Here is a 24,435-nt window from a genome sequence, read left to right as displayed (position 1 = left end):
ACCTGCCGCTACACACCCGGTTTATCGGTGGGCGAGGATGGCACGGTGTCAACATCCTTAAACAGCTTACCGAGCACCTTTTCTTGGAAATTCTGCATGAGCTCCCAGAAATTAGGAACGAAAAGCGTGCCCAGAACAGCATTCATCAACATACCGAACACGACGGCAGAACCGAGCGACACACGGCTTTCGGCACCGGCCCCGTGAGCAAACATCATGGGCATCACGCCGAAAATAAAAGCTATGGCGGTCATCATGATAGGACGGAAACGTATCACGCCCGCATTAAGCGCCGATTGCCTGACGGGAAGACCCGACTTGCGGAAATATGTGGCGTACTCCACGATAAGTATGGCGTTTTTCGCCGACAGTCCCAGAAGGAGGATAAGCCCGATCTGAGTGTATATGCTTATACTCTGATTCATAAACAAGCAGCCGAGCACAGTACCGAGAATGGCCACAGGCATCGACAGAACGACAGCCACCGGATCGGTCCAGCTCTCATACTGAGCGGCAAGTACAAGCAGTGTAAGTATGATGGCGAAGATAAACACCACGGCTACCGTAGTACCCGACTGTGTTTCCTGATAGGCCTGTCCGGTCCATGAGAACGAGTAGTTGCTGCCCAAGGTGTCATGAACAAGGCGCTCCATAGCCTTTATACCGTCGCTCGAACTCACCCCCTTGGCGATATTGGCGGTTATCGACGCCGTGGGATACATATTATAACGCGAGGCGGTAGGTTCGCCCATCGTCTGAGCTATAGTGGTAAACGAAGCAAACGGCACCATGTCGCCGGAAGCGTTGCGCACACTCAGTTTAAGCACATCCTCGATATTGCCGCGCGCGCTGTCGTCACCTTTCAGAGTCACCTGATAGACACGGCCAAATTCGGTAAAATCATTTACATAACTGCCCCCCATGTAAGCGCTCAAAGTACTGAATATATCGCTCATAGACAGGCCCTGCAGTTTTACCTTGTCGCGGTTTATATCAAGTCGGTACTGCGGCACTACGCCCTGATACAGGCTGGTTATCGACTCAATGGCCGGCTCCGTCTTCGCAGCCTCCTGAAGACTCGCCACGGCCTTCATCATTTCTGTGGCGCCGAGATTATTTATGTCAAGCAGCTGCATCTCAAGCCCCGATGACATGCCAAGGCCCTGTATGGTAGGCGGATTCACCGAAAATATTATGGCTTCCTGATAGCTCTGAGCCATGCGGTTTACGCTGTCTATTATGGCATATACGCTCTGTGAAGCCTTTTTGCGTTCGTTCCACGGTCTGAGCACTACAAAAAGCGATCCCATATTGGACGATGCCCCGCCGCCCATAAAAGAATAGCCGGATATGGACATGACATCGGCCACTTCGGGAAGCTCATGTCTTATGCGCGCCGACAGGTCGTTCACCACTTTCTCGGTGCGTTCGAGCGAAGCACCTTCGGGAAGCTGTATCGATGACATAAAGTAGCCCTGATCCTCTTCGGGCACATAGCTTGTGGGCCACATCAGAAACACAGCCACGCCGGCCGCCGCAATCACAAAAAATACGGCAAGCGACAGTCCGGCCTTGTGAAGCATGTGTCCTATCGTGGCCTTGTAAAAATTCTCGACAGCCGCATAACCCTTATTGAACACACGATAAATGACATTCTTGACGTTTTTATTGCGCGGAGTCAGGAAGAGTGCACACATGGCCGGAGTAAATGTAAGCGCATTAAAGCCCGAAAAGGCGGTAGACACCGCTATAGTAAGCGCAAACTGCTTGTAAAGCTGACCCGTGATGCCGCTGACAAAGGCCGTGGGTATGAATACAGACAGCAGCACCAGTACTTCGCCGATGACAGGACCTGTCAGCTCGTTCATGGCCTTCTCCGCAGCCTGACGCCTCGACAGCTTGCCCTCGTCGACAAGTCGCGAGCAGTCCTCCACCACTACAATGGCGTCATCGACCACAATGGCTATGGCAAGCACAAGGCCAAAGAGTGTAAGCGTATTTATAGTGAACCCCATTAGCTTCATCACGGCAAACGTAGCTATCAGCGACACCGGTATAGTAAGCATCGGTATGATGACCGCGCGCCAGTTCTGAAGAAATAAGAGTATCACTATCATCACGATAAGAGACGTCTCGACAAAAGTCACCAGCACTTCGTCGATAGATGCGTTGACAAAGTCCGACGTATCAAGAACGACGTTATATTTGACTCCCGGCGGGAAGTACTGGCTCAGTCGGTCAAGCTCCTCACGGGCCGCCTTGGACACCTTTAACGCATTGGCCCCGGGCAATTGTTTTATACCGAGCAGAGCGGCCTCCTTGCCCGATACGAATGTCGTGGCCGAGTATGATATACTGCCTAAGTCGATTTTGGCGACATCGCGCAGGCGCAACAGCCCGTTGCCGTCAGAGCGTATTATGATGTTGCCGAACTCCTCGGCAGTGCTCAATTCGCCCTGCGACGTGAGGGTAAACTGAAAGGCATCCTTATCGGGATTGGGAGCTCCGCCCACTTCACCGGCCGACACGGTCATGTTCTGTGACTGAATGGCCGCATATACATCCGAAGGTGTCAGTCCGCGTGCCCTCATCAGTTCCGGATCAAGCCATATCCTCATGCTGTAGTCGCCGCCGCCGAATGCCTGAACGCCACCCACTCCTTTTACTCGGGTAAGTGCGTTGACAAGATTGATATTGGCGTAGTTGGTAAGATAAAGAGCGTCATAGCGCCCTGTGCTGTCGCCTTCCAGCGAGCAGAACAGCACTATATTGGTCGACTCCTTGTTGACCGATATGCCCTGCTGCTTGACAGAGGTGGGCAATGTCGGCTCCGCAAGATTAAGACGGTTCTGCACGTTGATGGCTGCTTCGTCTATGTCGGTACCGAGCTCAAATGTTATCGTGAGCATGTAACTGCCGTCACTGCCGGAGTTAGAACTCATATACAGCATGTTTTCCACTCCGTTTATCTGTTCCTCTATAGGCACGCCCACAGTGCGTGCGACAGTCTGTGCGTTGGCACCGGGATAAGTGGCCATGACGCTCACCGTAGGCGGTGTGATGTCGGGGAACTGGGCCACAGGTAATGATTTTATGGTAAGCAGACCGGCAAACACCATTATGATCGCCAGCACCGTAGCGAAAATAGGTCGGTCGATAAAGAACTTCGAAAACATCGCCTCAACTTTTTATATTGTCATTAATTCATTTTACCGTCACAGGCTTGACTGGCATTCCGTCGCGCACCTTAAGAAGCGCCGATGTCACATAACGGGTGCCGGGAGTGATGCCTTTGGTAACGACGCGCAATGAATCATGATACAGGCCACCGACCTCGACAGGAGTATACACGACCTTGTCGGAGTCATTGACCACATACAGATACTTGCCAAGCTGATCGGTACCTATGGACGCGTCTTTTACAAGAATAGCTTCCGGCTCATTGCCGTAAGGCAGGTTGACGGTGGCATACATACCGGGACGCAGCTCGCCGTAAGAGTTATCGAGCCTGACATGTATGTCAAGCGTACCGGTGGACTTGTCTACCGCCGGCGACGTATAGGACAGGTCAGCGGTGTACTCATGTGGCAGCGGCTCGGAAAATGACAACGGTACATTGCGGTAAAGGGCCTCTTTCTCAGGGTCACCTTTGGCTCCTGCCATACGTTCATACTGCGCATCTTCGATTGAAAACGCTATGATCACCGAAGAGTCATCATACAAGGTGGCAAGTTTTACGGGAGTGCCCTCGCCGTTTATGTAGTTGCCCACATCGACCGCGCCCGATGTGATATGGCCTGAAAACGGAGCCCTTACGGTACAGTAGGCCAGATTGGTCGATGCTATACCCAGCGCAGCCTGCGCATTTTTTATGGCAGCCTGCGCCTGCTCCATATTGCTCTGCCCCTGAATGACTTCCATCTGCGACACCGCATCGCTCTCAAATGCCTTTTTGAGGGCCTCGTATTGCCTTGATGCGTATGCATACTCGCTCTTGGCGGTTGTCAATGCTGCTTGCGCCTGCGCCACCGCATCACGGTATTTGGTCGACTCAATTGTAAAAAGCACCTGTCCTTTGGTGACAAACGAACCCGATTCGAAGTTCTTGGACAGCAGCGTGCCGTTGACGCGCCCCACCACCTGAGCCGTAAGATTGGCTATGGCATATCCGGGGTAGGTCTTGTAGAGGGTCACGGAGTCTACGACAGGTAACGCCACATCGACTGACGGAACCTCGTCACCGGTTTTGTGATCGGGCTTGCGTCCGCATGATACCGCCACAGCGGTAACCGCTATCGCACACGCATATTGCAAAATAGTAAGGTGTCTCATCGCTATAATTTTTATTCAAGTTGACTTATGTCCCACCCTCCGCCAAGGGCTTCATACAGGTTCACCAGCGCAGCCAAAGCATTGCCTTTGGATACTATAATCGAATTCTGATTCTCAAGCACATTCAATTGTGCCGTGACCACATCATTGAACGGGTTCAGTCCTCGTTTATACAGGTCAAGCGACAGTTCCAGCGATTTGTCGCTGTGCGTTATCACCTCTTCAAGCACATCAATGTTTTTCAGAGTGCTTACATAGGCCGATATCGCATCGTCCACCTCCTGTACAGCCGTCATCACCGCAAGATTGTAGTTGTCTATGCCTATCTCCATCTGCTGCCGGGCTATGGCTGCATTGTATTTTCGGGCCATACCGTCAAATATAGTCCATGAAAGCGTGGGAGCTATGCTGTAGGTCAGTGACTCCGACTTGAACAGACTTCCGGGACGATGGGCCGATGTACCTATAGAACCGCTGATCGACAAGGTGGGAAGAAACTCTTTTTTCGCTATTCCGAGCGCGGCGGCATAGCCGGCAAGTTCATACTCGGCCTGCACGATATCAGGACGCCGGCGCAACAGCTCTGCAGGTATGCCCACCGGCACTATCTGATTATAGTCAGGCAGCGGAGCCGCTACATCGAGTTTAGGATACAGTTCTTCGGGATATACGCCTACCAGCGTAGCCAAGCCGTTGATTGTGCGGTGTATGGCCGACCGGAGTCCCGGAACAGAAGCCTGCGTGGAATAATATACGACTTTGGCCTGCGACACGTCAAGCATCGAAGCAAGACCCGCCTCATGACGCGCCTCGGTGATCTTCACTATTTTCTCCTGCGACGCTATGTGCTCGCCGGCCACCGCCAGTTCGGCCTGATATACACGCAGGTTTATATAGGCTTTGGCTATGTTGCCGCACAGAGAGGTCATCACAGCCGCATACTCGGCTCGCGTGGCCTTGAACGACGCTTTCTGCTGTTTTGCCCGCGCGGTGATCTTGCCGAATACGTCTATCTCCCAATTCATATTCACACCGAGAGAGAAGTAGTCTATCGTCGAGGCATGTCCATGGTCATCGGCCATCATGCCCGAAGTGCGGTTTTTATTCCATCCGCCGCTCAAGTTCAACGTAGGGAAATAACCTGACCTCGCACTATTGAGCGACTGACGCGCCATTTCAATCCGGCGGGCTGCCATCAGCACGTTGTAATTGTTTTCCACACCCATGACTATCAGAGAGTCAAGCACCGGATCGTCAAAGTAGTTCCACCAACGGTCATCGGTAGGTAGCGACTGATCAAAATGCTCGTCATAGACCCATTGCGAAGGCAACGAGTCGTTGAGCAGATCACCGGGCAAAGTCGCAGCCGGCATCCTAAACGGACACGCTATAAAAAGCGTCAGTGTCATAAAAACGGCTAAACTAGATCTCATCTCAAATAATACGTTTATATCTATTCATAACCGTTGAATGACTCTCCGCGTTTAGCTATATAATCACATTTTAATCATTTTTAACCCGGCATGGCGAAAGCAGACATTCAACGCAAATAAATACGGCGCAATCATCAGCGAAGGAGTCTAAGAAATTAGCGCCCGATGCAGTGGACAGATCATTATGACACACCCTAAGCTCCATCTTATAATGTAATTCAAAAATTAATCAGATATTAAGCGGCATGTTATAATTAATTTAACCGCACAGCGCTACTTTTGTAGTTATAAAACGATGTAACCTAAAATCATCATGACACAGGCAATCAAGTATCTTTTGGCATGTGCCGCCCTCATACCGGCACAGTCAGTCTATTCGGGAAATAATGGCGACAACTGCCGCAGCTATGACTTTTCAGACTCCGCACTACCGCTTACAACCGTAGGACGCGGCTCGTGCAGCGTTACCGACGGAGTGTTACGCTCTCAGGGAGCTTATGCGTTGTTTGGCTCACCCGATATGAAAAATTATTCATTCTCGTTCAAGGCACGTGCTCCACAAGAAGCAGAGCAAGTGCAGATATGGGGAGGGTTCCGTAACAGCAACCGCTTTGACCGCTACATGGTCGGCATAAAAGGAGGCCTTCAGGATGACGTGTATCTGATGCGTACCGGCTATATGGGCACCGATGAGTTCATGGGTGTGCGCCCGTTGAATTTTCATCCCGTACCGGGGGAATGGTACACTCTGCGAGTAGAGGCATGCGGCAACCGCATACGTGTATTCGTAGGCGACGAACCGCTGCCCTACATCGACGTTACAGATTCTAACGGCGAAGCCCTCACTCCTTCGGGAGAAGTATCGCTCGGCGGCGCATGGATAGAGACCGAGTTTGACGACCTCGTCATAACGCCATTGAATGACAATGCCTTGGACGGTATAGCCGACACAGAATACTGCCAACGGCTCACCCCCGTGCAGAAAGAGAATATGCGCCGGGAGCAGCGGGCCGCTTACCACCCCATAAAAGCCGGCAGACTCAACGGCAGCCGCACCGATATATCACTCGACGGCAACTGGCTGTTCATGCCAGTTTACGAGTGTGACGACGAGCTATCGGCAGCCTCGCCCGCTGCCGACGACAGCAACTGGCACGTGATGACTGTGCCTGACTTTTGGAATCCGATACGGATATGGCTCCACGGCGAGACAATGCCCTCGCCGCGCGGACAGCAGCACAAGGGAGTCAGCGACACATACTACCAACGCGAGACCGACCGCTGCGAGAACTACACATTCGATTATCGCAAAACCGGAGCCGCTTGGTACCGCCAATGGCTCGAACTTCCGGCTGACGTGAAAGGCCGGCAGATGACACTGACCTTCGATGCGGTGTCAAAAACCGCTGAAATATATATAAACGGCCGGCAGGCAGCCACACATGTGGGCATGTTCGGCGAAATTGTACTGGATGCCACTCCATATCTGCACCCGGGCCGCAACCTCATCGCCGTAAAGGTGACCCGCGACATAAACGACACCGCCGCACAGACAAGCGATGCGATGGAAAATTACTACTCTTCGGTGCGCAAGGATGTGGAGGACAACAAAGACGACGCTCAGGCCAACAAAACTGTACTCACCGACATACCCCACGGCTTCTATGGCGATAATCCGGCGGGCATATGGCAACCGGTCAAGCTAACTATAAGCGACCCGCTTAAAGTAGAAGATGTATTTATAAAACCGGCTCTTGACGGAGCGGAATTTGACATAACCGTCAAAAACAGCAGCCTGAAAGGAAAGCGTAAATTTGCTGTCAGGGCAGATATTGTAGACCGGCAGAGCCGTGACACCCTGTACAGCGCGACACTACACTCCGGGCTTTCACTCGGCGCAGGACAGAGCGCCACATACACATACCGCGTCGACGGTCTGAATCCGAAACTGTGGGAACCCGCCACTCCAAATCTTTATGACTTCACGTTCAGTCTTGTATCTGATGGAGGAAGCAAGGAGATAGACCGCACGACCATAACATCGGGCTTCCGCACCTTCGAGGCACGCAATGACGGCTTCCTGTATCTCAACGGACGGCGCTACTGGTTGCGCGGAGGCAACCACATACCGTTTGCCATATGCCCCAACGACGAGAAACTGGCCGACACATTCATGCAACTCATGCGCGAAGGCAACGTCAACTCTACCCGAACTCACACAACTCCGTGGAACGAAATGTGGATGGCCGCCGCCGACCGCAACGGCATAGCCGTCAGCTTCGAGGGCACATGGTCATGGCTCATGATCCACTCCACACCGATACCGGACAAAGGTGTTCTCGAATTATGGGCCGACGAATGGCTTAAAGTAATGAACAAGTACAAAAATCACCCGTCACTGGTGCTATGGACCGTCAACAACGAAATGAAGTTCTACGACCTTGATGCCGACAAGGAGCGAGCCATGCAGAAATTCCGCATAATCTCGGATGTGGTAAAACGAATGCGCGCACTCGACCCCACGCGCCCCGTCAGTTTCGACTCCAACTACATACGCCGCAACGGACTCAACCGCTTCGGATCCGACTTCATGGCCACGGTCGATGACGGCGACATAGATGACAACCACGCTTATTACAACTGGTACGACTTCTCGCTCTTCCGCTTCTTCAACGGAGAGTTTCAGAAGCAATTCAAAACTCCGGGACGCCCGCTTATAAGTCAGGAGATGAGCACAGGTTATCCAAACGGCGAAACAGGCCACCCCACCCGCTCATACCAGCTTATTCATCAGAATCCCTATACGCTTATCGGTTACGAAGCATATGACTGGGCCGACCCCGCCTCCTTCCTTAAAGTACAGTCATTTATCACCGGCGAACTGGCCGAAGCGCTGCGCCGTACCGGCGATCAGGTATCGGGCATCATGCACTTCGCATACATGACATGGTTCCGTCAGTGCTACGACCACAAAGCCATAACCCCGTGGCCTACATATCACGCGCTTAAACGCGCATTGCAGCCGGTGCTTGTCAGCGCAGAGCTCTGGGGCCGCAATCTGTACGCCGGTGAAAGACTTCCGGTACGCATCTATACGGTCAATGACGACGAACAGGGACGCGACCTTCCCGCGACCACCCTCGAGTGGCGCATAACAGACGATAACGACCGTACTCTTGCAAGCGGCACGGAGCTATTTCCCGAAGTACCCTATTACGGCCGTCGATACATAGAACCCGACATAGCACTACCGCAGACCCTGCCGGCCGACAAGGTAAAATCCAAACTCAAATTAAGACTTACAGGCAAAGACTCCGTACTCTCTGAAAACGAATATGACCTTCTGCTCGCCCGAAAAGACTGGAACTCCGGCAAAGTGCTGACCGACAAGAGTACCCCCATTCTCATACTTGACCGAAACGGCATGACCGATGTGCTCAACCATCTCGGCATAAAAACGACTCCGATAACTTCGGCAAGCGACCTTCTGAAGTCGAAGCACAAAAAATCATTGTGCATAATATCGGGGGGTGCCGAATGCAGCGATGCCGAGGCCGCAGCGCTACGCGCTTACCAGTCGGCCGGGGGCAAACTGCTGATACTTGACAGCAAAGAAACCGCACGCAAAATATATCCTGAATACATAACCGGATGGATCATACCCACCGAAGGCGACATTAGCGTCATGGAACGTCCTGACGCCGGTGTATTCGATGACATAGACGTACTCGAACTTCGATACTTCAACAACAACCGCCGCGAGATACCGCTGGTTTGCAACGCCGCGCTAAAAGCGGTACGCCATCAGAATGTCACCGAACTGGCAAGCCAGATGAAAATCCACGCCTACATAGACGGCGGCAAACCGGAAGACAGGATCGAACGCATAGAATCTATGCGCGGACTTACTCTGCTCGGCATTCGTGACGGCAAAGGCGACGCCATCGTATCGACCATGTGTACGGAAAAAGCCACGACCGACCCCATAGCCGGACGCCTTCTCGTAAACCTCATAAATGAACTTATAACGACAAAATAACCCTATCATGAACAACATCGTAAAAATAGCCGCTGCCGCGGGGCTGCTCGCTCTTATGCCGTCGCAGGCATCGGCCAAAGTGACATTGCCCGCCATATTTTCCGACGGCATGGTGCTACAGCAGCAGAGCAGCGTGGCTCTGTGGGGCACTACCGACAGAAAAGGCAAGGCTGTTGAAGTAAAGACATCGTGGAACGACAGCACCTACACCGTCATGCCCGACGCACAAGGCTACTGGCGGCTCAAAGTGAAAACCGGAAACTATGGAGGACCCTATACCGTCAGCGTCAGCGACGGCAGCCCCGTGACAATAGATAACGTTATGCTCGGCGAAGTATGGCTGTGTTCAGGTCAATCCAACATGGACATGCGTGTCGACGGCCAATACGGCGACCCGGTCATAGGAGCGCTGGAAGCCACTGTGACTTCCGAAAATCCCGACATAAGGATGTTTACAGTAGGCCACAAACTCATTTCCGAACCACAGACCGACTGCAAGGGACAATGGGAAGAAGCATCGCCGGCAACTGTGCCCGAATTTTCAGCCGCCGCCTACTTCTTTGCCCGCAAACTCAATGACGTGCTGCACATGCCCGTAGGCATAATACACACCAGCTACGGAGGGTCAAGAGTCGAGGCATGGATGAGTGCCGAAAGCGTGGCGCCTTACCAAGGAGTGCCTGAAGTGCACGACGAGTCCATACTGTACAACGGCATGCTGGCTCCGATACTCGGCTACGGCATAAAAGGATGCTTATGGTATCAGGGCGAGGCCAACGTGGACGCACCCGACCACTACATAAAGCTGCTGCCCGCCATGGTGACCGACTGGCGCAAACGCTGGGATATGGGCGAATTTCCGTTTTACTACGCACAGATAGCACCGTACAACTACAACAAGGGCGAAGGCAAAGGCGAGAACTCGGCATACCTGCGCGAGGCACAGCTGAAATGCACCGGGCTCATCCCTTCGTCGGGCATGATAGTGCTGCTTGACATAGGCGACCCAGTAAGCATACACCCTATGGAGAAGCTGACTGTAGGCAACCGCTTCGCATATTTGGCACTGTCTGACACATACGGACTGGAGGGCTTCCCCTCTTCGGGACCCGTATACAAATCGGCCGTAACCGAGGACGACAAAATTATAGTAACATTTGACGGAGTGGGCAAGGGCCTTACCTCATTCCATAAACCGCTCACAGGGTTTGAAGTAGCGGGTAAAGACTATGTGTTTCATCCCGCCGACGCATACATCGGCAACGGCAGACAGACTGTCGTAGTCTCCAGCCCTGAAGTGCCCCACCCTGTAGCCGTACGCTACGGGTTCAAGGACTACGTCGACGGCTCACTCTTCAACTTCTGGGGTCTTCCCGTCTCCTCCTTCCGCTCCGACAACCGGTAACGCAGTATCATCCTGCGTGTATATACAATTATCTCCGCTTGGTACCGTTGCCTAAGTTACCAAGCGGAGATAATTTATTTTATAATCTATGTTTATTTAGATTTTGTCGACTTCGAGGTCGCCGTTGAATACTTCGTGCCACGGCAGTCCCTGTGCGGCTATGACTTCGAGGAACGGATCGGGGTCAAACTCCTCGACATTGTGTACGCCGGGTTTCACCCACTTGCCGGTAAGGAACATCATGGCTCCTGCCATGGCCGGCACACCGGTCGTGTAGCTGACAGCCTGCATGCCGGTCTCCTTATAGGCGGCCTCATGACTGCAGTTGTTATATATATAATACGTCAGGTCCTTGCCCTCCTTGTCCTTGCCCGATATGCGGCAGCCTATCGAGGTCTCGCCGTGATAATTCTCGCCGAGATCCTGCGGGTTGGGCAGCACGGCCTTCAAGAACTGCAGAGGTATGATTTTAGTACCGTTGTACTCGACTTCGTCTATACGCGCCATGCCTATGTTCTGAATGACACGCAGATGTGTCAGATACTCTTGTCCGAAAGTCATCCAGAAGCGTGCGCGCTTGATTGTCGGGAAGTTTATGACCAGCGATTCAAGTTCCTCATGATAAAGCAGATAAGAGTCACGCGGGCCTATATTAGGATAATTGAGCGGAGCATGTATTTCGAGGGGCTTGGTTACCACCCACTTGCCCTCTTCATAATAGCGTCCGTTCTGGGTAATCTCACGTATGTTGATTTCGGGATTGAAATTGGTGGCAAATGCCTTGCCATGGTCGCCGGCGTTGCAGTCCACAATATCAAGATACTCCATTTCAGAAAAATAGTGCTTGGCCGCGTAAGCGGTAAACACTCCCGACACTCCCGGGTCGAAACCACAACCGAGTATCGCGGTCAAGCCGGCTTTCTCAAAACGCTCACGATAAGCCCACTGCCAAGAGTACTCGAAGTGAGCCTCATCCTTAGGCTCATAGTTGGCCGTATCAAGATAGTTTACGCCACACTCCAGACAGGCATCCATTATAGTAAGATCCTGATAAGGCAGAGCCACGTTTATGACCAAGTCGGGCTTGTGACGGCGGAAAAGAGCCACAAGTTCCTCTACGCTGTCGGCGTCAACACAGTCGGTGGTTATGTTGGAAGCACCTATGGCATCAGCAATGGCGTCACACTTGCTTTTAGTACGCGAAGCAAGCACTATCTCGGTAAAAACCCCGGGATTCTGCGCACACTTATGAGCGACGACAGTGCCGACACCGCCCGCTCCTATAATTATGACTTTTGACATTATAATATCTTTTAAAATGAATCTTTAACGACAAGAACGGTTTTAATTATTTTTGTCCCTGAGCAGGTCACGGATCTCGGTCAGAAGCACTTCCTCTTTGGTCGGCTCGGGGGGAGCTGCGGGGGCCTCTTCCTCGCGCTTCTTAAACTTCAGGATGACACGAAGCGCCACAAATATGCTTAAAGCTATTATAAGAAAATCAACTATGTTCTGAATAAACATGCCATAATTCACAGCTACCTCGGCCACTTCAGGGCTTACCCCCTCGACAGCAGCCTGAGCCGGCGTGATGACATACTTCATGTCCTTGAACGACAGGCCACCGGTACAAACTGAAATAACCGGCATGATCACATCGTTGACAAGCGACGAAACAATCTTACCAAACGCACCGCCGACAATAACACCGACGGCCATGTCAACCACATTGCCTTTCATGGCAAATGCCTTGAAGTCTTCTAAAAACTTACCCATAGTCTATTCTTTTTTTCTGTAAAACGCTTTACGATGCATTTTCACGCAAAATTAAAGAATTTTTTCCTTTATTTTATGTGCATTACGAGTTTATTGAAAAAAAAGTAGTAATTTTGTATGCCTCAAAAGGTAGATGATTAACATAACCCAATAATTAATTAAAACTATGACTAAAGTAGGTATTAATGGTTTTGGCCGCATCGGACGTTTCGTATTCCGTGCTTCCACCAAGAGAGATGACATCGAAGTTGTCGCTATCAACGACCTTCTTCCCGTTGACTACATGGCTTACATGCTTAAGTATGACACAATGCACGGCAAATTTGACGGCACTGTTGACTACTGCACCGAGAAGAACATCCTTATCGTAAACGGCAAGGAAATCCGCGTTACCGCATGCCGCGACCCGAAAGAAATCAACTGGGGTGCTGTAGGCGCAGAATACGTTGTTGAGTCAACCGGTCTTTTCCTTACCAAGGAAAAAGCACAGGCTCACATCGAAGCCGGAGCAAAATATGTAGTTATGTCAGCTCCCTCTAAGGACGACACCCCCATGTTTGTATGCGGCGTTAACCTCGACAAATATGAAAAGGGCACTCAGTTCGTGTCAAACGCTTCTTGCACCACCAACTGCTTGGCTCCCATCACCAAGGTGCTCAACGACAAGTTTGGCGTTGTTGAAGGCCTTATGACTACAGTTCACTCTACTACCGCCACTCAGAAGACAGTTGACGGTCCCTCTATGAAGGACTGGCGTGGTGGCCGTGCCGCTTCAGGCAACATCATCCCCTCTTCTACAGGTGCTGCCAAAGCTGTAGGTAAAGTTATCCCCGAACTCAACGGCAAGCTTACCGGTATGTCTATGCGTGTCCCCACTCTCGACGTATCAGTTGTTGACCTTACCGTTAACCTCGCCAAGCCCGCTACTTACGACGAAATCTGCGCCGCTATGAAGGAAGCTTCTGAAGGCGAACTCAAGGGTATCCTCGGTTACACCGAAGATGCAGTCGTATCAAGCGACTTCCTCGGTGACGCCCGCACTTCTATCTTCGACGCAAAGGCCGGTATCCAGCTGACTCCGACTTTCGTTAAGGTTGTATCTTGGTACGACAACGAAATCGGCTACTCTAACAAGGTTCTCGACCTCATCGCCCACATGAAGAAAGTAAACGGCTAATAAACCGCATATTTTTCATAAACGTCAGCGGTCCTCCACAGAGGGCCGCTGATTTTTTATCTAAAGCCATCCAACACAACAGGCTGAAACACGACCTCTCCATACATAATTCAGGCACTGAAATATGGCCGTACGGCAGTGACTGCGTTATCACCGGATGGAAATATAATTGTTCCATGCCGCCGGAGAGGATTGCATCCGAAAGCCGCACCTTCAGGTTTAAAAACATAACATACTACATGTCGATACCTACGGGTAGTTAATCCAGATATAATTTAACCTGTTGTTTACACTGACTCATCCGCAATCTCTTATATAGCACCGATGGTTTGCATATGCCGGACGAGTGTATTTTAACATTGATGTCATTTTCTCATTAACATTCATAAAATGGCGCATTAAGCGATAGATTGCCAGAGGGTTGGGGATTACACGAATTTGTTAATGCCCGATTCTACATAAAAACGCCATCGTGACATATTATCTTTGCGAGAAACGACAGTCAAACCTATATCGTATTATGAAACGCAGACCGAAATTTGACAAGCTATGGAGCGAGTCCATAGCCATGCTTCCCGCAGAACTCCGGCAACCGCTCGTCGAAGCCATCAAGGAGTATCAGACGACCGGCACAGAGCCGGCCGGGCTTCATCCGACAGCTCAATGTGTGTTCAACCTGCTGAAGCCTGTTATCGACCGTCGCGCCAAGGCCGCTTCCTATCAGCGCCGGCGCCGCGAGGCCGAGGCCCAAGTGCAGCGAGCGCCCGCCACCGCCGATACCGGACACCTCGTCAAGCAGGACCGCAGGTACATACGCCTCATAGCCAAGCGCTATAACCTTGTCCACTGCCGCATCAAGTCGGAGATTGACCGTGTATCAGCCATGCTTGCCGACAACGGCATAGACCGCATACCCGTCAGCACATACAAGGAATACCTCGAACAGCACCTCGCCGCATCATAAGGCACCGCAACCGTATTTTGCCTTTTATGCGCTGATTTTCAGCATTAACCGCATCAACATATGTTTGTTTTCCCTGAGCATATAGCAGCAGAGCCGCTGCTTTTCAGGAAAACGGCGGCTCTTTATATGAAGAAACGTGCCTCGCATATGCGAGGATACGGAAACAACTGTATCTAACGGATACGTGTGAGAGTAAGGCGGTCTACAACGGCATGATTCGTGCCGAGATTCATATTCTCATCGGTAGGCTCAAACAACACGGTTACCACGTGACTGCCGGGAGTAAGGTCTACAGCGATGGAGTTGGTGCGCCCCCAGTCATCCCAGTTGCCTCGTCCACGGTGAGGCATAACCGCCACACCTGCTTTCTTGCCGTCAACCAATACCGAGCGTACCGCACACTTGTTCTCCGTATTTACAGGACCGTTGCCGTTGGCATAACGTAATGTAAGCGCATAACTACCCCCTTCAGCTACCCTGACAGGTATTTTGAGCGCCGGAGTGTTATGGTCGAGTTCGACAAAGCCTTTTCCCGAATAGCCTTTTATAGGATGAGCCGGCTGATATGAAATCTCCGAAGAGGTCATGGCCACTCCCTCATCCGGCATCTCGAACGAGAATGAGGCCCGGGTCGAACGCGGCTCGGAACCAAATGACTCCACACCGCCATCGGACACACCGATAACCTGATATTCACCCGGCTGCGATACATCATATGTGGTGGTATTGACTTCGGCTATACGCTCTCCGTCGCGAAGCACCACATAGTGGTTGATATACTCTATGGGATTCCAGTTGAGCACACCGTCCTCAATCCATGTGATCGGAGTCACCGGAGCCTTGACATTGGGCACATTGTTGACCTTCAACGGTTCTATGGCATTATCGGCCATGACGATCTGCACGTCATATCGTCCTTTGGCATCGGCGGGGATAAACGGCGCATGCTCTTTGCCGTTGACAGTAAACGACTTGATTCTATCACCGTATCCCGAAACGGTTATGTCAAGAACGGCATCACGATATCTGAAACCAGTCAGAGTACGCACATCGGCCATGGCTTCAGGCACAAACGGGTGAAATACAAGCCTGTCTTTTTCAAATTCGATGCCGAACAGCACACGGTGGGTTAATGCTATATTTCCGGCAAGACACCACAGCATGTTGGACGAATTAAGCTCGGTGGCTATGTCGCCGTTGTCGAGATTGAAGTTTTCCTTGTTGGTACAGAACAGAGCCGCCGGACGGAACACCGACCCTATGCCCTGAAGCACACCCTGCTCGTTGCCGGCTTTGGCGTTGGCTATGGTCCACCATGCCCCCACCCACGGCCACAGGGCATTGTTATGATAGGCGGGCATATCGGAAATCTGCGGATAGAATATGGCGGCACCAAACGGAGTGGTAGGATTGCTCTCGGTAATCTTGGCAGCCCGCTCGGGCGAGGCCACATCCCATAATATGGCCAAAGACTCGCCGAGGGTTTCGGCCCGGGGATTCATTATCAGATTGTCGCGTCCGTAAAGATACATGCCGTAATACCCCTTGTCGTCAAGCCACAGCTCCCTGTCGATAGCCTCGGCAAGAGCAAGCGAACGCTCACGATAAAATTCAGCCTCTTTCTTCTTGCCGAGCTCGCCGGCTATGTCGGCAAGCACCTTAAGGGCCTGCATATGCACGACAGAGGTGCCGAGGGCCTCGCTCTGTGATATGTCTACGGTCTGCATCCACTTGGGATAGCTCTGCTCGCGCCAGTCTATAAACGAAGTCTCGCCTTTGACCAGACCGGTCCGGTCATCATACACGGTGGCCAAGTCATCGTCAATAGAATTCTTTATGACAGGATATATGTACTCAAGCCATTTGCGGTCGCCCGTCACTTTGTAAAGCTCATATGCGGCTACGGCCCATATCATGCGGTCAGTGCTTACAGGCCATGCTCCGCCCGAACCTGTATCCTGAACTATGCGCCCGTTGGGGTTGACCTTCTTCGTCAGCGATATCTCGGATGCCTCGGGCTGAAGATAAGCCATCGACAGAAGTATCGAATAGCTGACATCGCGGGTCCATACCCCCGACCATTCCTTGCCGGTACGCAGGGTTGTGTCAGGCTCCACGGCATTGATCATCTCGTCAAGGCCCATGTTGTAGACGGCATTGTGCAGGCGGTTCGACGATTTAAGTCCGGGATAGGACGATATGTCGTTTTTCAACTTCCAAGACTTCTCTACGGGCATGAAGTATCCGGGCTGCGCCGAGTACGTCGACACAAGCTCGAAGTCATTGGGTGCGGTGGCCATATACTCGCCTTGGGTAACCGTATCGCCGTGCCACACATAGGCGTCGGTCCTCACTATTTCGCCGGCTTGTGCGGGCACGGCCGCGCACATAGCCAGAGCATAAGGTATAATCTGTTTCATAACTTACAAAAGTAACGAATAAAGTTAACTATACATTATGTATATGTATCATATTTTAGAGAGTTTAACGACTTATACTTCAATATGACAGCCATTCAACCAGCTGCGGCAACGAGGCATCCTTAAGCACCACCGTATTGTCTGAATCCATCACATATATGACCGGCATGGCCGGCAAAGAGTATATGTCGCGGTTTGCAACCTCACCTCCGGGCGACACACAGTTAAGCCATGTGTCAGGCATCGACCCACGCGCCTTGTCCCACACCTCGCTGTCACCGTCGGCATACACCGCCATAACCTTAACCCGGCCCGAAGCCACGGCCGCCGAAAGCTCTTCCGAAGCCTTAAGGGTCTCTATTATATCGTGGCAGTGGCTACACTCGGGATCATAAAATATGACCACGCGATACTGTCCCGGAGCCGCCTCTCCGTAAAGCGACGTACGACGTCCGCGGCTGTCGGTCACCGCAAAATCCGCACCCTTAGTGCCACACCTGTTCTTAAGCACATCCTTTATATGCGCCCTTACTCTTTCGCGCCTTGCATCGTCAATAAAATCAGACTTGTCGACAGCCTGAAGAAATAGATAATAGGTCTCCTCGTCGCGCATAGCGGAATTAGGGCTTGTAAGAAAACGCTCCACGACAGCCATGACACTATTATAAGAAGAGCGGTTGACTTCGGCCCGCTTCATAAGCGTATCGGCAGCTTGGGCGGCATCGGCCGGCGATATATAAGGGAAAATCGAAAAATATCCGGCAAATGTACGGTCCATAAAACCGTCATTCGCCACAAGAACAGTGTCATTAAAGTCCATGTAATCCCAATAATGCACGGCCATATACGCAGCCGCAGCTTCCTCATCGGTTATCGCCGCCGGTACATCGGGTAGCTGCAGACTATAATCAGATATTGACACACAATCGTCCGACGATATATCTACTTCCGCAACAGTAGCATTCGCTACGGAAGCGTCCTTTTTACCGGTACATGATACAACAGCAAGCCCACTGAAAATCGTTGCCGCCACATATTTAAGAGAATAGTTTTTCATAATACCGCAAAGATAAATAATATCGAATCAATTTAACATATATACTTTAATTTTAATGATTACATACACATTTAAACAATCCACGCCAATAGGTCCAGAGGCCTGCAAACACTGTCGTACAGCCGTTATAAAGCTGCTAAATCATTACATGACGGCATTTGGTTAAGTATTATCGTAATCAAATCTTTAGTTAAAATAAGTTAAATAGGGGGGGTAATTGTAAAAATTTAACAAAATAAATTCGTACATATATTAAAAACTATAATTTTGCGCTCCGAAAATTGTGCAAACGACTACCACGAAAGCGCGTAGCCTTGTATCATGAGATTAAAAGTAACATTACATTATGCAAACCAAGCGTGCATTCCTAAAAAGAATGGCAATTGCCTCATGTCTTGCTTACATAGTTCTCGCTCCGTTAAATACAGAGGCTTGTGAGCAACCTAACAACGAAAACAGACCGGTACATGAAACACCGGCCAAAGGTGACTTACCTGACGGCTCAACGCATGCCATCGCTACTGTCGACACGACAGCCACCCGTATTGTAGAGCATCCGAAATGGAATGTCGGTACCAACATACTTGAATGGATAGGCGTGATGCCCGACCTCAAGTATACGACATGGGGAGCCAACGTACATGGTGAATTTTATTTCAAAAAACAATTTTCCGTAAGACTTACGGCCGCTTACAGCGAGCACCACTACTCTCACGGAGAGAAATTCCAAGGCTTCACGTCATATGTTGTCGAGCCCCGTTACTGGCTGCGCAAAGATGCTACTTTCCGAGGCTTCTTCGGCGGCATCTACGGCCAGCTTGGCGACTACAACGACGTCGACCCCGACCGCAAATACACCGGCCACTTCTGGGGTGCGGGTCTGTCGGCGGGATATCTCTACCCCGTATGGAGAGGACTTGCCTTAGAGTTCAACGTACGTGCAGGCTACCGGTCCACGGAAATCAAAAAGTACGTGTACAACGATGCCGGCACACGCTGCTTGTGCCAGCGCATAGACAAGAATGTCTTCGCACTCACCGGCTTCGCCCTGAATGTCTCTTGGCGTTTTTAAATCAGGCATATTACGTAGTACCTGAACACGCAAAACAAAAAAATCAAATATCTAAACTTACCAATCAACAGTAGCAATCAACAGTTATGAGAAATTTCATTTCAATGCTGGCGCTCGGTTCGATGCTCTTCGGATTAGGCGCATGTTCATCTGACAACAATGACTTTGATGACAACAACCAATCAGGACGTGTATTCGTACGACTCGAAAACGTTGCAAGCCCCGGCTCACGCATGACCGAAGACCCCAAGACCGACAAGGATGTGACCGAACTCCGCAACGGGTTCATCATTTTCGGTACTCCCAAATCGGCTATACGCAAACATTACGAGATAGTATCAGACCCCGCTCTTGTCGACAAGACAGACCATGTGGTGCTTCTTGACGAACTACGCAGCGGCAAGACTTTCGAAGGCATACCCGGCGACGTGACCAACGTATCGATCATAGCCAATGTCACCGAGGACGAACTTAATCCCGAAGAATTCCACAACGGTACTATCCGCTCGTTCAACGAAGTGCTCGCCAAGAAAATCCAGATCCGCAACCAATACAGCGACAACATGTCGCACGTGGCCCTTTACGACATGCAGGAACTCAAAGGTACAGCCAACGGCGGCACCATGAGCGCCACACTTGAGCTGAAGCCCATGTGCGCACGCCTTGAAATACCCAAGATCATCCCCGGTCCCGACATTATCGAATACACTGTCGAAGGCATCTATCTCGCCGGTTTCTACAAGCAGTCATTCATCGAGCAGACTTGCGAGCGCACCGACTGGGTAGCCCCCGACTATGACTCCGAAGACCCCAACGCAGCCCTCAACAGTTTCTATGCCGCCTACGATTACATGCGTAATACCGACATCAAGGCCGTAAAAGAAAACCTGACTGTCGGCGAGGGCGAAAGCGCCACTACAAAAGAAGTGACTGCATATTATCCGGAAAAAGATGGCAAAGTATGGGCTTATCCTTTCTTCGGACTGTACGAAAAACGTGAAAACCAAGAACACTACGGACTGCGCCTTATCGTAAAGGTATCGGGCCTCAAGGTATACATGGTAGACTCACACGGCAACCGCGTGGAGCGCGACGTAAAACAGTATGACCTTGACAACAAGGTGCCTGCCGAAAAAGCCGGTATACGCTACCTCAATATCAACGGCTTCGTAGATGAGTACCACAACACTCAGGCTGACCCCATCAAGTTCTACAACGGTAACGTATATCAGGTACAGAACTTCGAGATCACCACTCAGAACCTTTCCGACAAGATCATGCCCACTGACATTGACGTAACTCTCACCGTCTCTATCAAGCCTTGGACAATCAAAAAAGTATATCCCCAGATTTAATCTTTCTGACAACTTTGCCTCATGTCAAAAGTATTATATAAAATCCTTATCCCGATATTTTTGTCGCTGCTGTGTCAGGCGTGTATAACGGAAGTCGATGTAGGAGCGTGCAACAACACCGTGATACGGTTTGAATATCTTGCTGACGGTCAAGATGATGTCTTCCCCGACTATATCACTTCCGTCACCTACTGCATCTATGACGGCGAAGGCAAGATTGTGACGCAGGCAACACTCGACAAGGGGCGCCTCGACGAATTTCAGGGACTAAAGATACGTCTATGGAACACCGGAGCCTACAGGCTTGTAGCATGGGGAAACTTCGGCACCGACTGTGTGCTTGAAGCCCACAACAAGCTTACCACCGGTAAAGTAGTCGTCAACTCCGAGATGCCGGTGACTTTCGACCGACTGTACCTCGGTACTCTTGACTTCGACCTCGAAAGCACTGACGGACGCCATGAGTGGGTGGCTACGCTACACTCGGTTCACGTCACACTCAATGCTTTCATACAGTCAACTGTCAACGAGAACGCCTCCGACTACTTTATAAGAATCGGCGAGTTTGCCACTGGTGTGTCCAACAACGGCGACATACTGGGTCCGGCAAAGGTATACAGTCCAAAATTTGTCAACGGACAGAACGGTATGATCGAGTCTACGACATGGCTTCCACGCTTCGATGAAAACACGGAGGCCATACTCGAGGTGTTCAGCGCCCTGTCAGGAACCCGTGTGGCCTCGGTGACTCTGGCCGATTACATATCGGCCAACGGTATCAAAATCACCGGAGTCGAAGAGGCTGTGATAGACGTTCTGATCTCAATATCAGGCACGAATGTTGCAATCAAATTCCCCGGATGGAAACCCAGACCCGTCTATCCGGGCATTTAAAACTGAAAAGAAATGTTCAGAAAATTGCATAACATAACGGCTTTGCTATGCGGCATATCGGCACTCCTGTCGACAGGTTGTTCATCGTCAGACGAGCCTGCCGTTAAAGCATCAGGTCCTGTGGCGGTCACCATCGAGGCGCGTAGTCCGCGCGGCGAAGATGATGCCAACAAGCTGCATGCCGACCTCGAGATCAGTGAGGGCATAGTGCTCATCTACGATAAGAATGGCAATTACGAGACCGGCGACAAAATCGACCCGGCCAAAAAAAAGCTGTCGGTACATGTAGAACCGGGCGAAAAGCGCATCGTGGCCATAATAAACCCCACGGTTGAATTCCGCTCCAAAATCGCCACATACTGCGATGAGTATGTATATGACGAATACGGCAATCAGGTTACCTACAAGGGAGAACCCGTGAAGCGCTACATCAAGCCCGTACACGATACCTATGCCGCCCTTGCATCTTCAATCACGCTCGACAGCAACTGTCTAAAAGGAGTACAGGACTCCCGCAAGATGCTGCTTATTCACAACAAGACCGTGGTCATAGAAGATAACGAGGACAAAACCGATTCTGTGGAGCTGCCTCTAAGCGCTCCCATAGCCCGTGTGGATTTACATGCACGCTGTCTTCCTGCCGAGAAGTCCCGCGTGGTTGATGCCGCCATACGAGTAACCCACGCTTCACCGTCGCTGAACTGGGATTTTACCCGTCCTCCCGAGGAGACCGTGGTCTTAGCCCCATTCACCAATATTTCCGATAAAATGACTCTTGTGACCGAAGACGACGAGCTATTCGGCGACTGGGTCGCGGAAAACGTGAAGGAGGACACTCCGCTGGCCACCCTGTACACATACCACACCGACACCAACGCACGTCTTGAAGTGGGACTCCGGTTCAAAGGCAGTGCTGACTACGACTGGTATCCGCTTGACATGCCCGAGCTTATGAAACCCGACAACTACAAGGGTCTCGAAGCCGGACACCTGTACCAGATATTCATCACGGTATACCCTGACAAGGTCGGCCACATCATAGTCGAACCTTGGGAACCGTCAAGCCTTGATTTTACAATCGGATAACAACAACATTCCGGGGCCTCCGGGTCCCGGAATATTTTTTATACTGCCTGTATCACTACATAATGAAAATGCTCAATCGTATTTTTATACTTGCCGCAGGAGTGCTGGCACTGTCAGCATGCACCGATGACAATCTTATTGATATTGCAGATCAGCCCGACATTATGCCGGGTGACAACGCCGCAACTTTTGAGGTACCTCTGCGGCTACACACCGACAAGCCCACCCTCATAGGCAAGCCCCTCGTCAACGACATTCCGTCGCGCGCCGAAGGCGATGACACTGCCGATGACCCAGAAAAAGCGGCCGAGGAAGCGCTGCACGACATATGGGTGTTCCAGTACGACGACAACGGAAAGCAGCTCATTGCCCCTCGATATTATGAAGTGACATCGACAGAGATCAGAAAACTGAACATACGTCTGGCAGAAGGAAACGACAGCCGCGTATTTGTCCTCGCCAACACATGCGACCCGGAATGGGCCAAGGACAAGGACCTATCCACTCAGGAAAAATTCATAGACTACAAGTACCCCTTCACAGAGGATAATGTAGAGATGGGAGAAGACGAGTATCTGCTCATGGAAGGCTCCGTAAAAGACACCATACGCAAAGAGACTGACCTCGACCCGATAGACATACACCTGACGCGAATGATGGCAAAGATAAGCTTCAAGTACGTGACGGCAGAAGCTGCAAAAGGACTGGTCGTGAACCGCGTCATAATCAACAACATGCCCGAGGACATGCGCATGGAAGAGACGCCAAAGGAGGAGAATTATCCTATCGGCGATGATTTTGCCACGCGCTCCGTAACTCTTGACAAGCAGCTTGTATCAGGCAGCGTATACACCTTCTACATGCCGGCCAACCGACGAGGAAAGACCTCAAACACCGATCCGAAACTGAAAAACAACGACGCTCCCGACAAAGCGCTCTATGTACAGCTCTTCGTATCGTCCAAAACCAACGGGTCCAACTATCTGTACACCATATATCTCGGCGAGAACGACTATAACGACTTCAACTTACGCCGCAACCACAACTACAACATAACGCTAAATATAAAATCGGAAAACCGCGACGACCGTGTGCTCGCAGCCCCCGCCAACTGCTTCGTGCTCGGCTTCAAAGAGGAAATCATGTTTGACCCGTATACCCGCACCGAAACCGGCGGCGGATGGAAATACTCCGACTATGTGAACAAGAAAGACCCCGCAAAAAAAATAGCTCAAGTCAAAGTCCTGTGGCAGGAGCAGAACGTCATAGGCGACAACACCAACCCTGACGACCGCCGCGTGTGGCTCGACGAGTACAACCGTGTGCACGTGAAGTCGCTCACTACTGCCGGCAATGCCGTGATAGCGGGTTACAACGAGGCCAATGAAATTGTATGGTCATGGCACATATGGGTCAACGATGACA

Annotated in this window: 16 protein-coding genes; 9 read left to right on the top strand and 7 right to left on the bottom strand. The window is 51.1% G+C overall.

The features are described from left to right. Positions 1 to 8 precede the first annotated feature (8 nt). Genes FW767_RS08980 through FW767_RS08970 form a run of 3 tightly spaced genes read right to left on the bottom strand, consistent with a single transcriptional unit; the run spans position 9 to position 5,765 of the window. Positions 9 to 3,176, bottom strand: coding sequence for an efflux RND transporter permease subunit (locus FW767_RS08980; RefSeq protein ID WP_121699797.1), 3,168 nt, complete (start codon positions 3,174 to 3,176; stop codon positions 9 to 11). A gap of 28 nt (positions 3,177 to 3,204) precedes the next feature. After that, the gene (locus FW767_RS08975; protein WP_121699798.1) at positions 3,205 to 4,332 is read right to left on the bottom strand and encodes an efflux RND transporter periplasmic adaptor subunit; all 1,128 of its coding nucleotides are present in this window, start codon (positions 4,330 to 4,332) and stop codon (positions 3,205 to 3,207) included. Between the two features lie 11 nt (positions 4,333 to 4,343). Continuing rightward, on the bottom strand, positions 4,344 to 5,765 hold the full coding sequence (locus FW767_RS08970) for an efflux transporter outer membrane subunit (protein ID WP_121699799.1): 1,422 nt from the start codon (positions 5,763 to 5,765) through the stop codon (positions 4,344 to 4,346). A gap of 313 nt (positions 5,766 to 6,078) precedes the next feature. Between FW767_RS08970 and FW767_RS08965 the strand changes: the two genes are divergently transcribed. After that, a complete protein-coding gene (locus tag FW767_RS08965; RefSeq protein WP_121699800.1) occupies positions 6,079 to 9,804 on the top strand; it encodes a glycoside hydrolase family 2 protein in 3,726 nt (1,241 codons plus the stop codon). A gap of 7 nt (positions 9,805 to 9,811) precedes the next feature. Next, positions 9,812 to 11,209 (top strand): sialate O-acetylesterase, encoded by a 1,398-nt coding sequence (locus FW767_RS08960; protein WP_121699801.1) that lies wholly within the window; start codon positions 9,812 to 9,814, stop codon positions 11,207 to 11,209. Positions 11,210 to 11,305: 96 nt separating this feature from the next. Here FW767_RS08960 and FW767_RS08955 read toward each other — a convergent pair whose 3' ends face one another. Beyond that, a complete protein-coding gene (locus FW767_RS08955) occupies positions 11,306 to 12,511 on the bottom strand; it encodes a saccharopine dehydrogenase family protein (RefSeq protein ID WP_121699802.1) in 1,206 nt (401 codons plus the stop codon). 42 nt (positions 12,512 to 12,553) lie between these two features. Next, entirely contained in the window at positions 12,554 to 12,985 is a 432-nt protein-coding gene (gene mscL / locus FW767_RS08950; RefSeq protein WP_121699803.1) for a large-conductance mechanosensitive channel protein MscL, read from the bottom strand. Positions 12,986 to 13,151: 166 nt separating this feature from the next. Here mscL and gap point away from each other — a divergent pair, with 166 nt between their 5' ends. Together gap and FW767_RS08940 are read left to right on the top strand one after the other, a co-directional pair. Next, positions 13,152 to 14,162 (top strand): type I glyceraldehyde-3-phosphate dehydrogenase, encoded by a 1,011-nt coding sequence (gene gap, locus FW767_RS08945; protein ID WP_121699804.1) that lies wholly within the window; start codon positions 13,152 to 13,154, stop codon positions 14,160 to 14,162. Between the two features lie 520 nt (positions 14,163 to 14,682). Continuing rightward, positions 14,683 to 15,126, top strand: coding sequence for a DUF6291 domain-containing protein (locus FW767_RS08940; protein ID WP_121699805.1), 444 nt, complete (start codon positions 14,683 to 14,685; stop codon positions 15,124 to 15,126). A 173-nt stretch (positions 15,127 to 15,299) separates the two neighbouring features. Here the strand turns inward: FW767_RS08940 and FW767_RS08935 are convergent, their stop codons facing one another. Next, positions 15,300 to 17,546 carry an alpha-L-rhamnosidase-related protein gene (locus tag FW767_RS08935; protein WP_121699806.1) on the bottom strand — a complete coding sequence of 749 codons (2,247 nt, stop codon included), beginning with the start codon at positions 17,544 to 17,546 and terminating at the stop codon, positions 15,300 to 15,302. Between the two features lie 79 nt (positions 17,547 to 17,625). Further along, a complete protein-coding gene (locus FW767_RS08930) occupies positions 17,626 to 18,603 on the bottom strand; it encodes a DUF5106 domain-containing protein (RefSeq protein ID WP_121699807.1) in 978 nt (325 codons plus the stop codon). A 376-nt stretch (positions 18,604 to 18,979) separates the two neighbouring features. On the opposite strand from FW767_RS08930, the gene FW767_RS08925 reads away from it, so the two are divergent. The 5 genes from FW767_RS08925 to FW767_RS08905 all read left to right on the top strand — a co-directional run. Further along, positions 18,980 to 19,675 carry a DUF3575 domain-containing protein gene (locus FW767_RS08925; protein WP_205523880.1) on the top strand — a complete coding sequence of 232 codons (696 nt, stop codon included), beginning with the start codon at positions 18,980 to 18,982 and terminating at the stop codon, positions 19,673 to 19,675. A gap of 86 nt (positions 19,676 to 19,761) precedes the next feature. Further along, positions 19,762 to 21,030: a hypothetical protein gene (locus FW767_RS08920; RefSeq protein WP_147438802.1), complete on the top strand. Its 1,269-nt coding sequence runs from the start codon at positions 19,762 to 19,764 to the stop codon at positions 21,028 to 21,030. 21 nt (positions 21,031 to 21,051) lie between these two features. Continuing rightward, positions 21,052 to 21,924 (top strand): FimB/Mfa2 family fimbrial subunit, encoded by an 873-nt coding sequence (locus tag FW767_RS08915; RefSeq protein ID WP_121699810.1) that lies wholly within the window; start codon positions 21,052 to 21,054, stop codon positions 21,922 to 21,924. A 12-nt stretch (positions 21,925 to 21,936) separates the two neighbouring features. Continuing rightward, a complete protein-coding gene (locus FW767_RS08910) occupies positions 21,937 to 23,010 on the top strand; it encodes a hypothetical protein (protein ID WP_121699811.1) in 1,074 nt (357 codons plus the stop codon). Between the two features lie 62 nt (positions 23,011 to 23,072). Then, a partial coding sequence (locus FW767_RS08905) for a DUF4906 domain-containing protein (protein ID WP_150980531.1) occupies positions 23,073 to 24,435 on the top strand: 1,363 nt, incomplete at its 3' end.

Origin of the sequence: Heminiphilus faecis (assembly GCF_008728965.1) — a bacterium.
In the GTDB taxonomy this organism is placed as follows: domain Bacteria; phylum Bacteroidota; class Bacteroidia; order Bacteroidales; family Muribaculaceae; genus Muribaculum; species Muribaculum faecis.
This window is presented reverse-complemented; position numbering and strand designations above follow the sequence as displayed.

Coding starts and splice junctions, on each gene's coding strand:
- FW767_RS08960 (WP_121699801.1), top strand. CDS start 9,812: ATGAACAACATCGTAAAAATAGCCGCTGCCGCGGGGCTGCTCGCTCTT.
- FW767_RS08920 (WP_147438802.1), top strand. CDS start 19,762: ATGAGAAATTTCATTTCAATGCTGGCGCTCGGTTCGATGCTCTTCGGA.
- FW767_RS08910 (WP_121699811.1), top strand. CDS start 21,937: ATGTTCAGAAAATTGCATAACATAACGGCTTTGCTATGCGGCATATCG.
- FW767_RS08925 (WP_205523880.1), top strand. CDS start 18,980: ATGGCAATTGCCTCATGTCTTGCTTACATAGTTCTCGCTCCGTTAAAT.
- FW767_RS08970 (WP_121699799.1), bottom strand. CDS start 5,765: ATGAGATCTAGTTTAGCCGTTTTTATGACACTGACGCTTTTTATAGCG.
- gap (WP_121699804.1), top strand. CDS start 13,152: ATGACTAAAGTAGGTATTAATGGTTTTGGCCGCATCGGACGTTTCGTA.
- FW767_RS08955 (WP_121699802.1), bottom strand. CDS start 12,511: ATGTCAAAAGTCATAATTATAGGAGCGGGCGGTGTCGGCACTGTCGTC.
- FW767_RS08930 (WP_121699807.1), bottom strand. CDS start 18,603: ATGAAAAACTATTCTCTTAAATATGTGGCGGCAACGATTTTCAGTGGG.
- FW767_RS08965 (WP_121699800.1), top strand. CDS start 6,079: ATGACACAGGCAATCAAGTATCTTTTGGCATGTGCCGCCCTCATACCG.
- FW767_RS08975 (WP_121699798.1), bottom strand. CDS start 4,332: ATGAGACACCTTACTATTTTGCAATATGCGTGTGCGATAGCGGTTACC.
- mscL (WP_121699803.1), bottom strand. CDS start 12,985: ATGGGTAAGTTTTTAGAAGACTTCAAGGCATTTGCCATGAAAGGCAAT.
- FW767_RS08915 (WP_121699810.1), top strand. CDS start 21,052: ATGTCAAAAGTATTATATAAAATCCTTATCCCGATATTTTTGTCGCTG.
- FW767_RS08935 (WP_121699806.1), bottom strand. CDS start 17,546: ATGAAACAGATTATACCTTATGCTCTGGCTATGTGCGCGGCCGTGCCC.
- FW767_RS08940 (WP_121699805.1), top strand. CDS start 14,683: ATGAAACGCAGACCGAAATTTGACAAGCTATGGAGCGAGTCCATAGCC.
- FW767_RS08980 (WP_121699797.1), bottom strand. CDS start 3,176: ATGTTTTCGAAGTTCTTTATCGACCGACCTATTTTCGCTACGGTGCTG.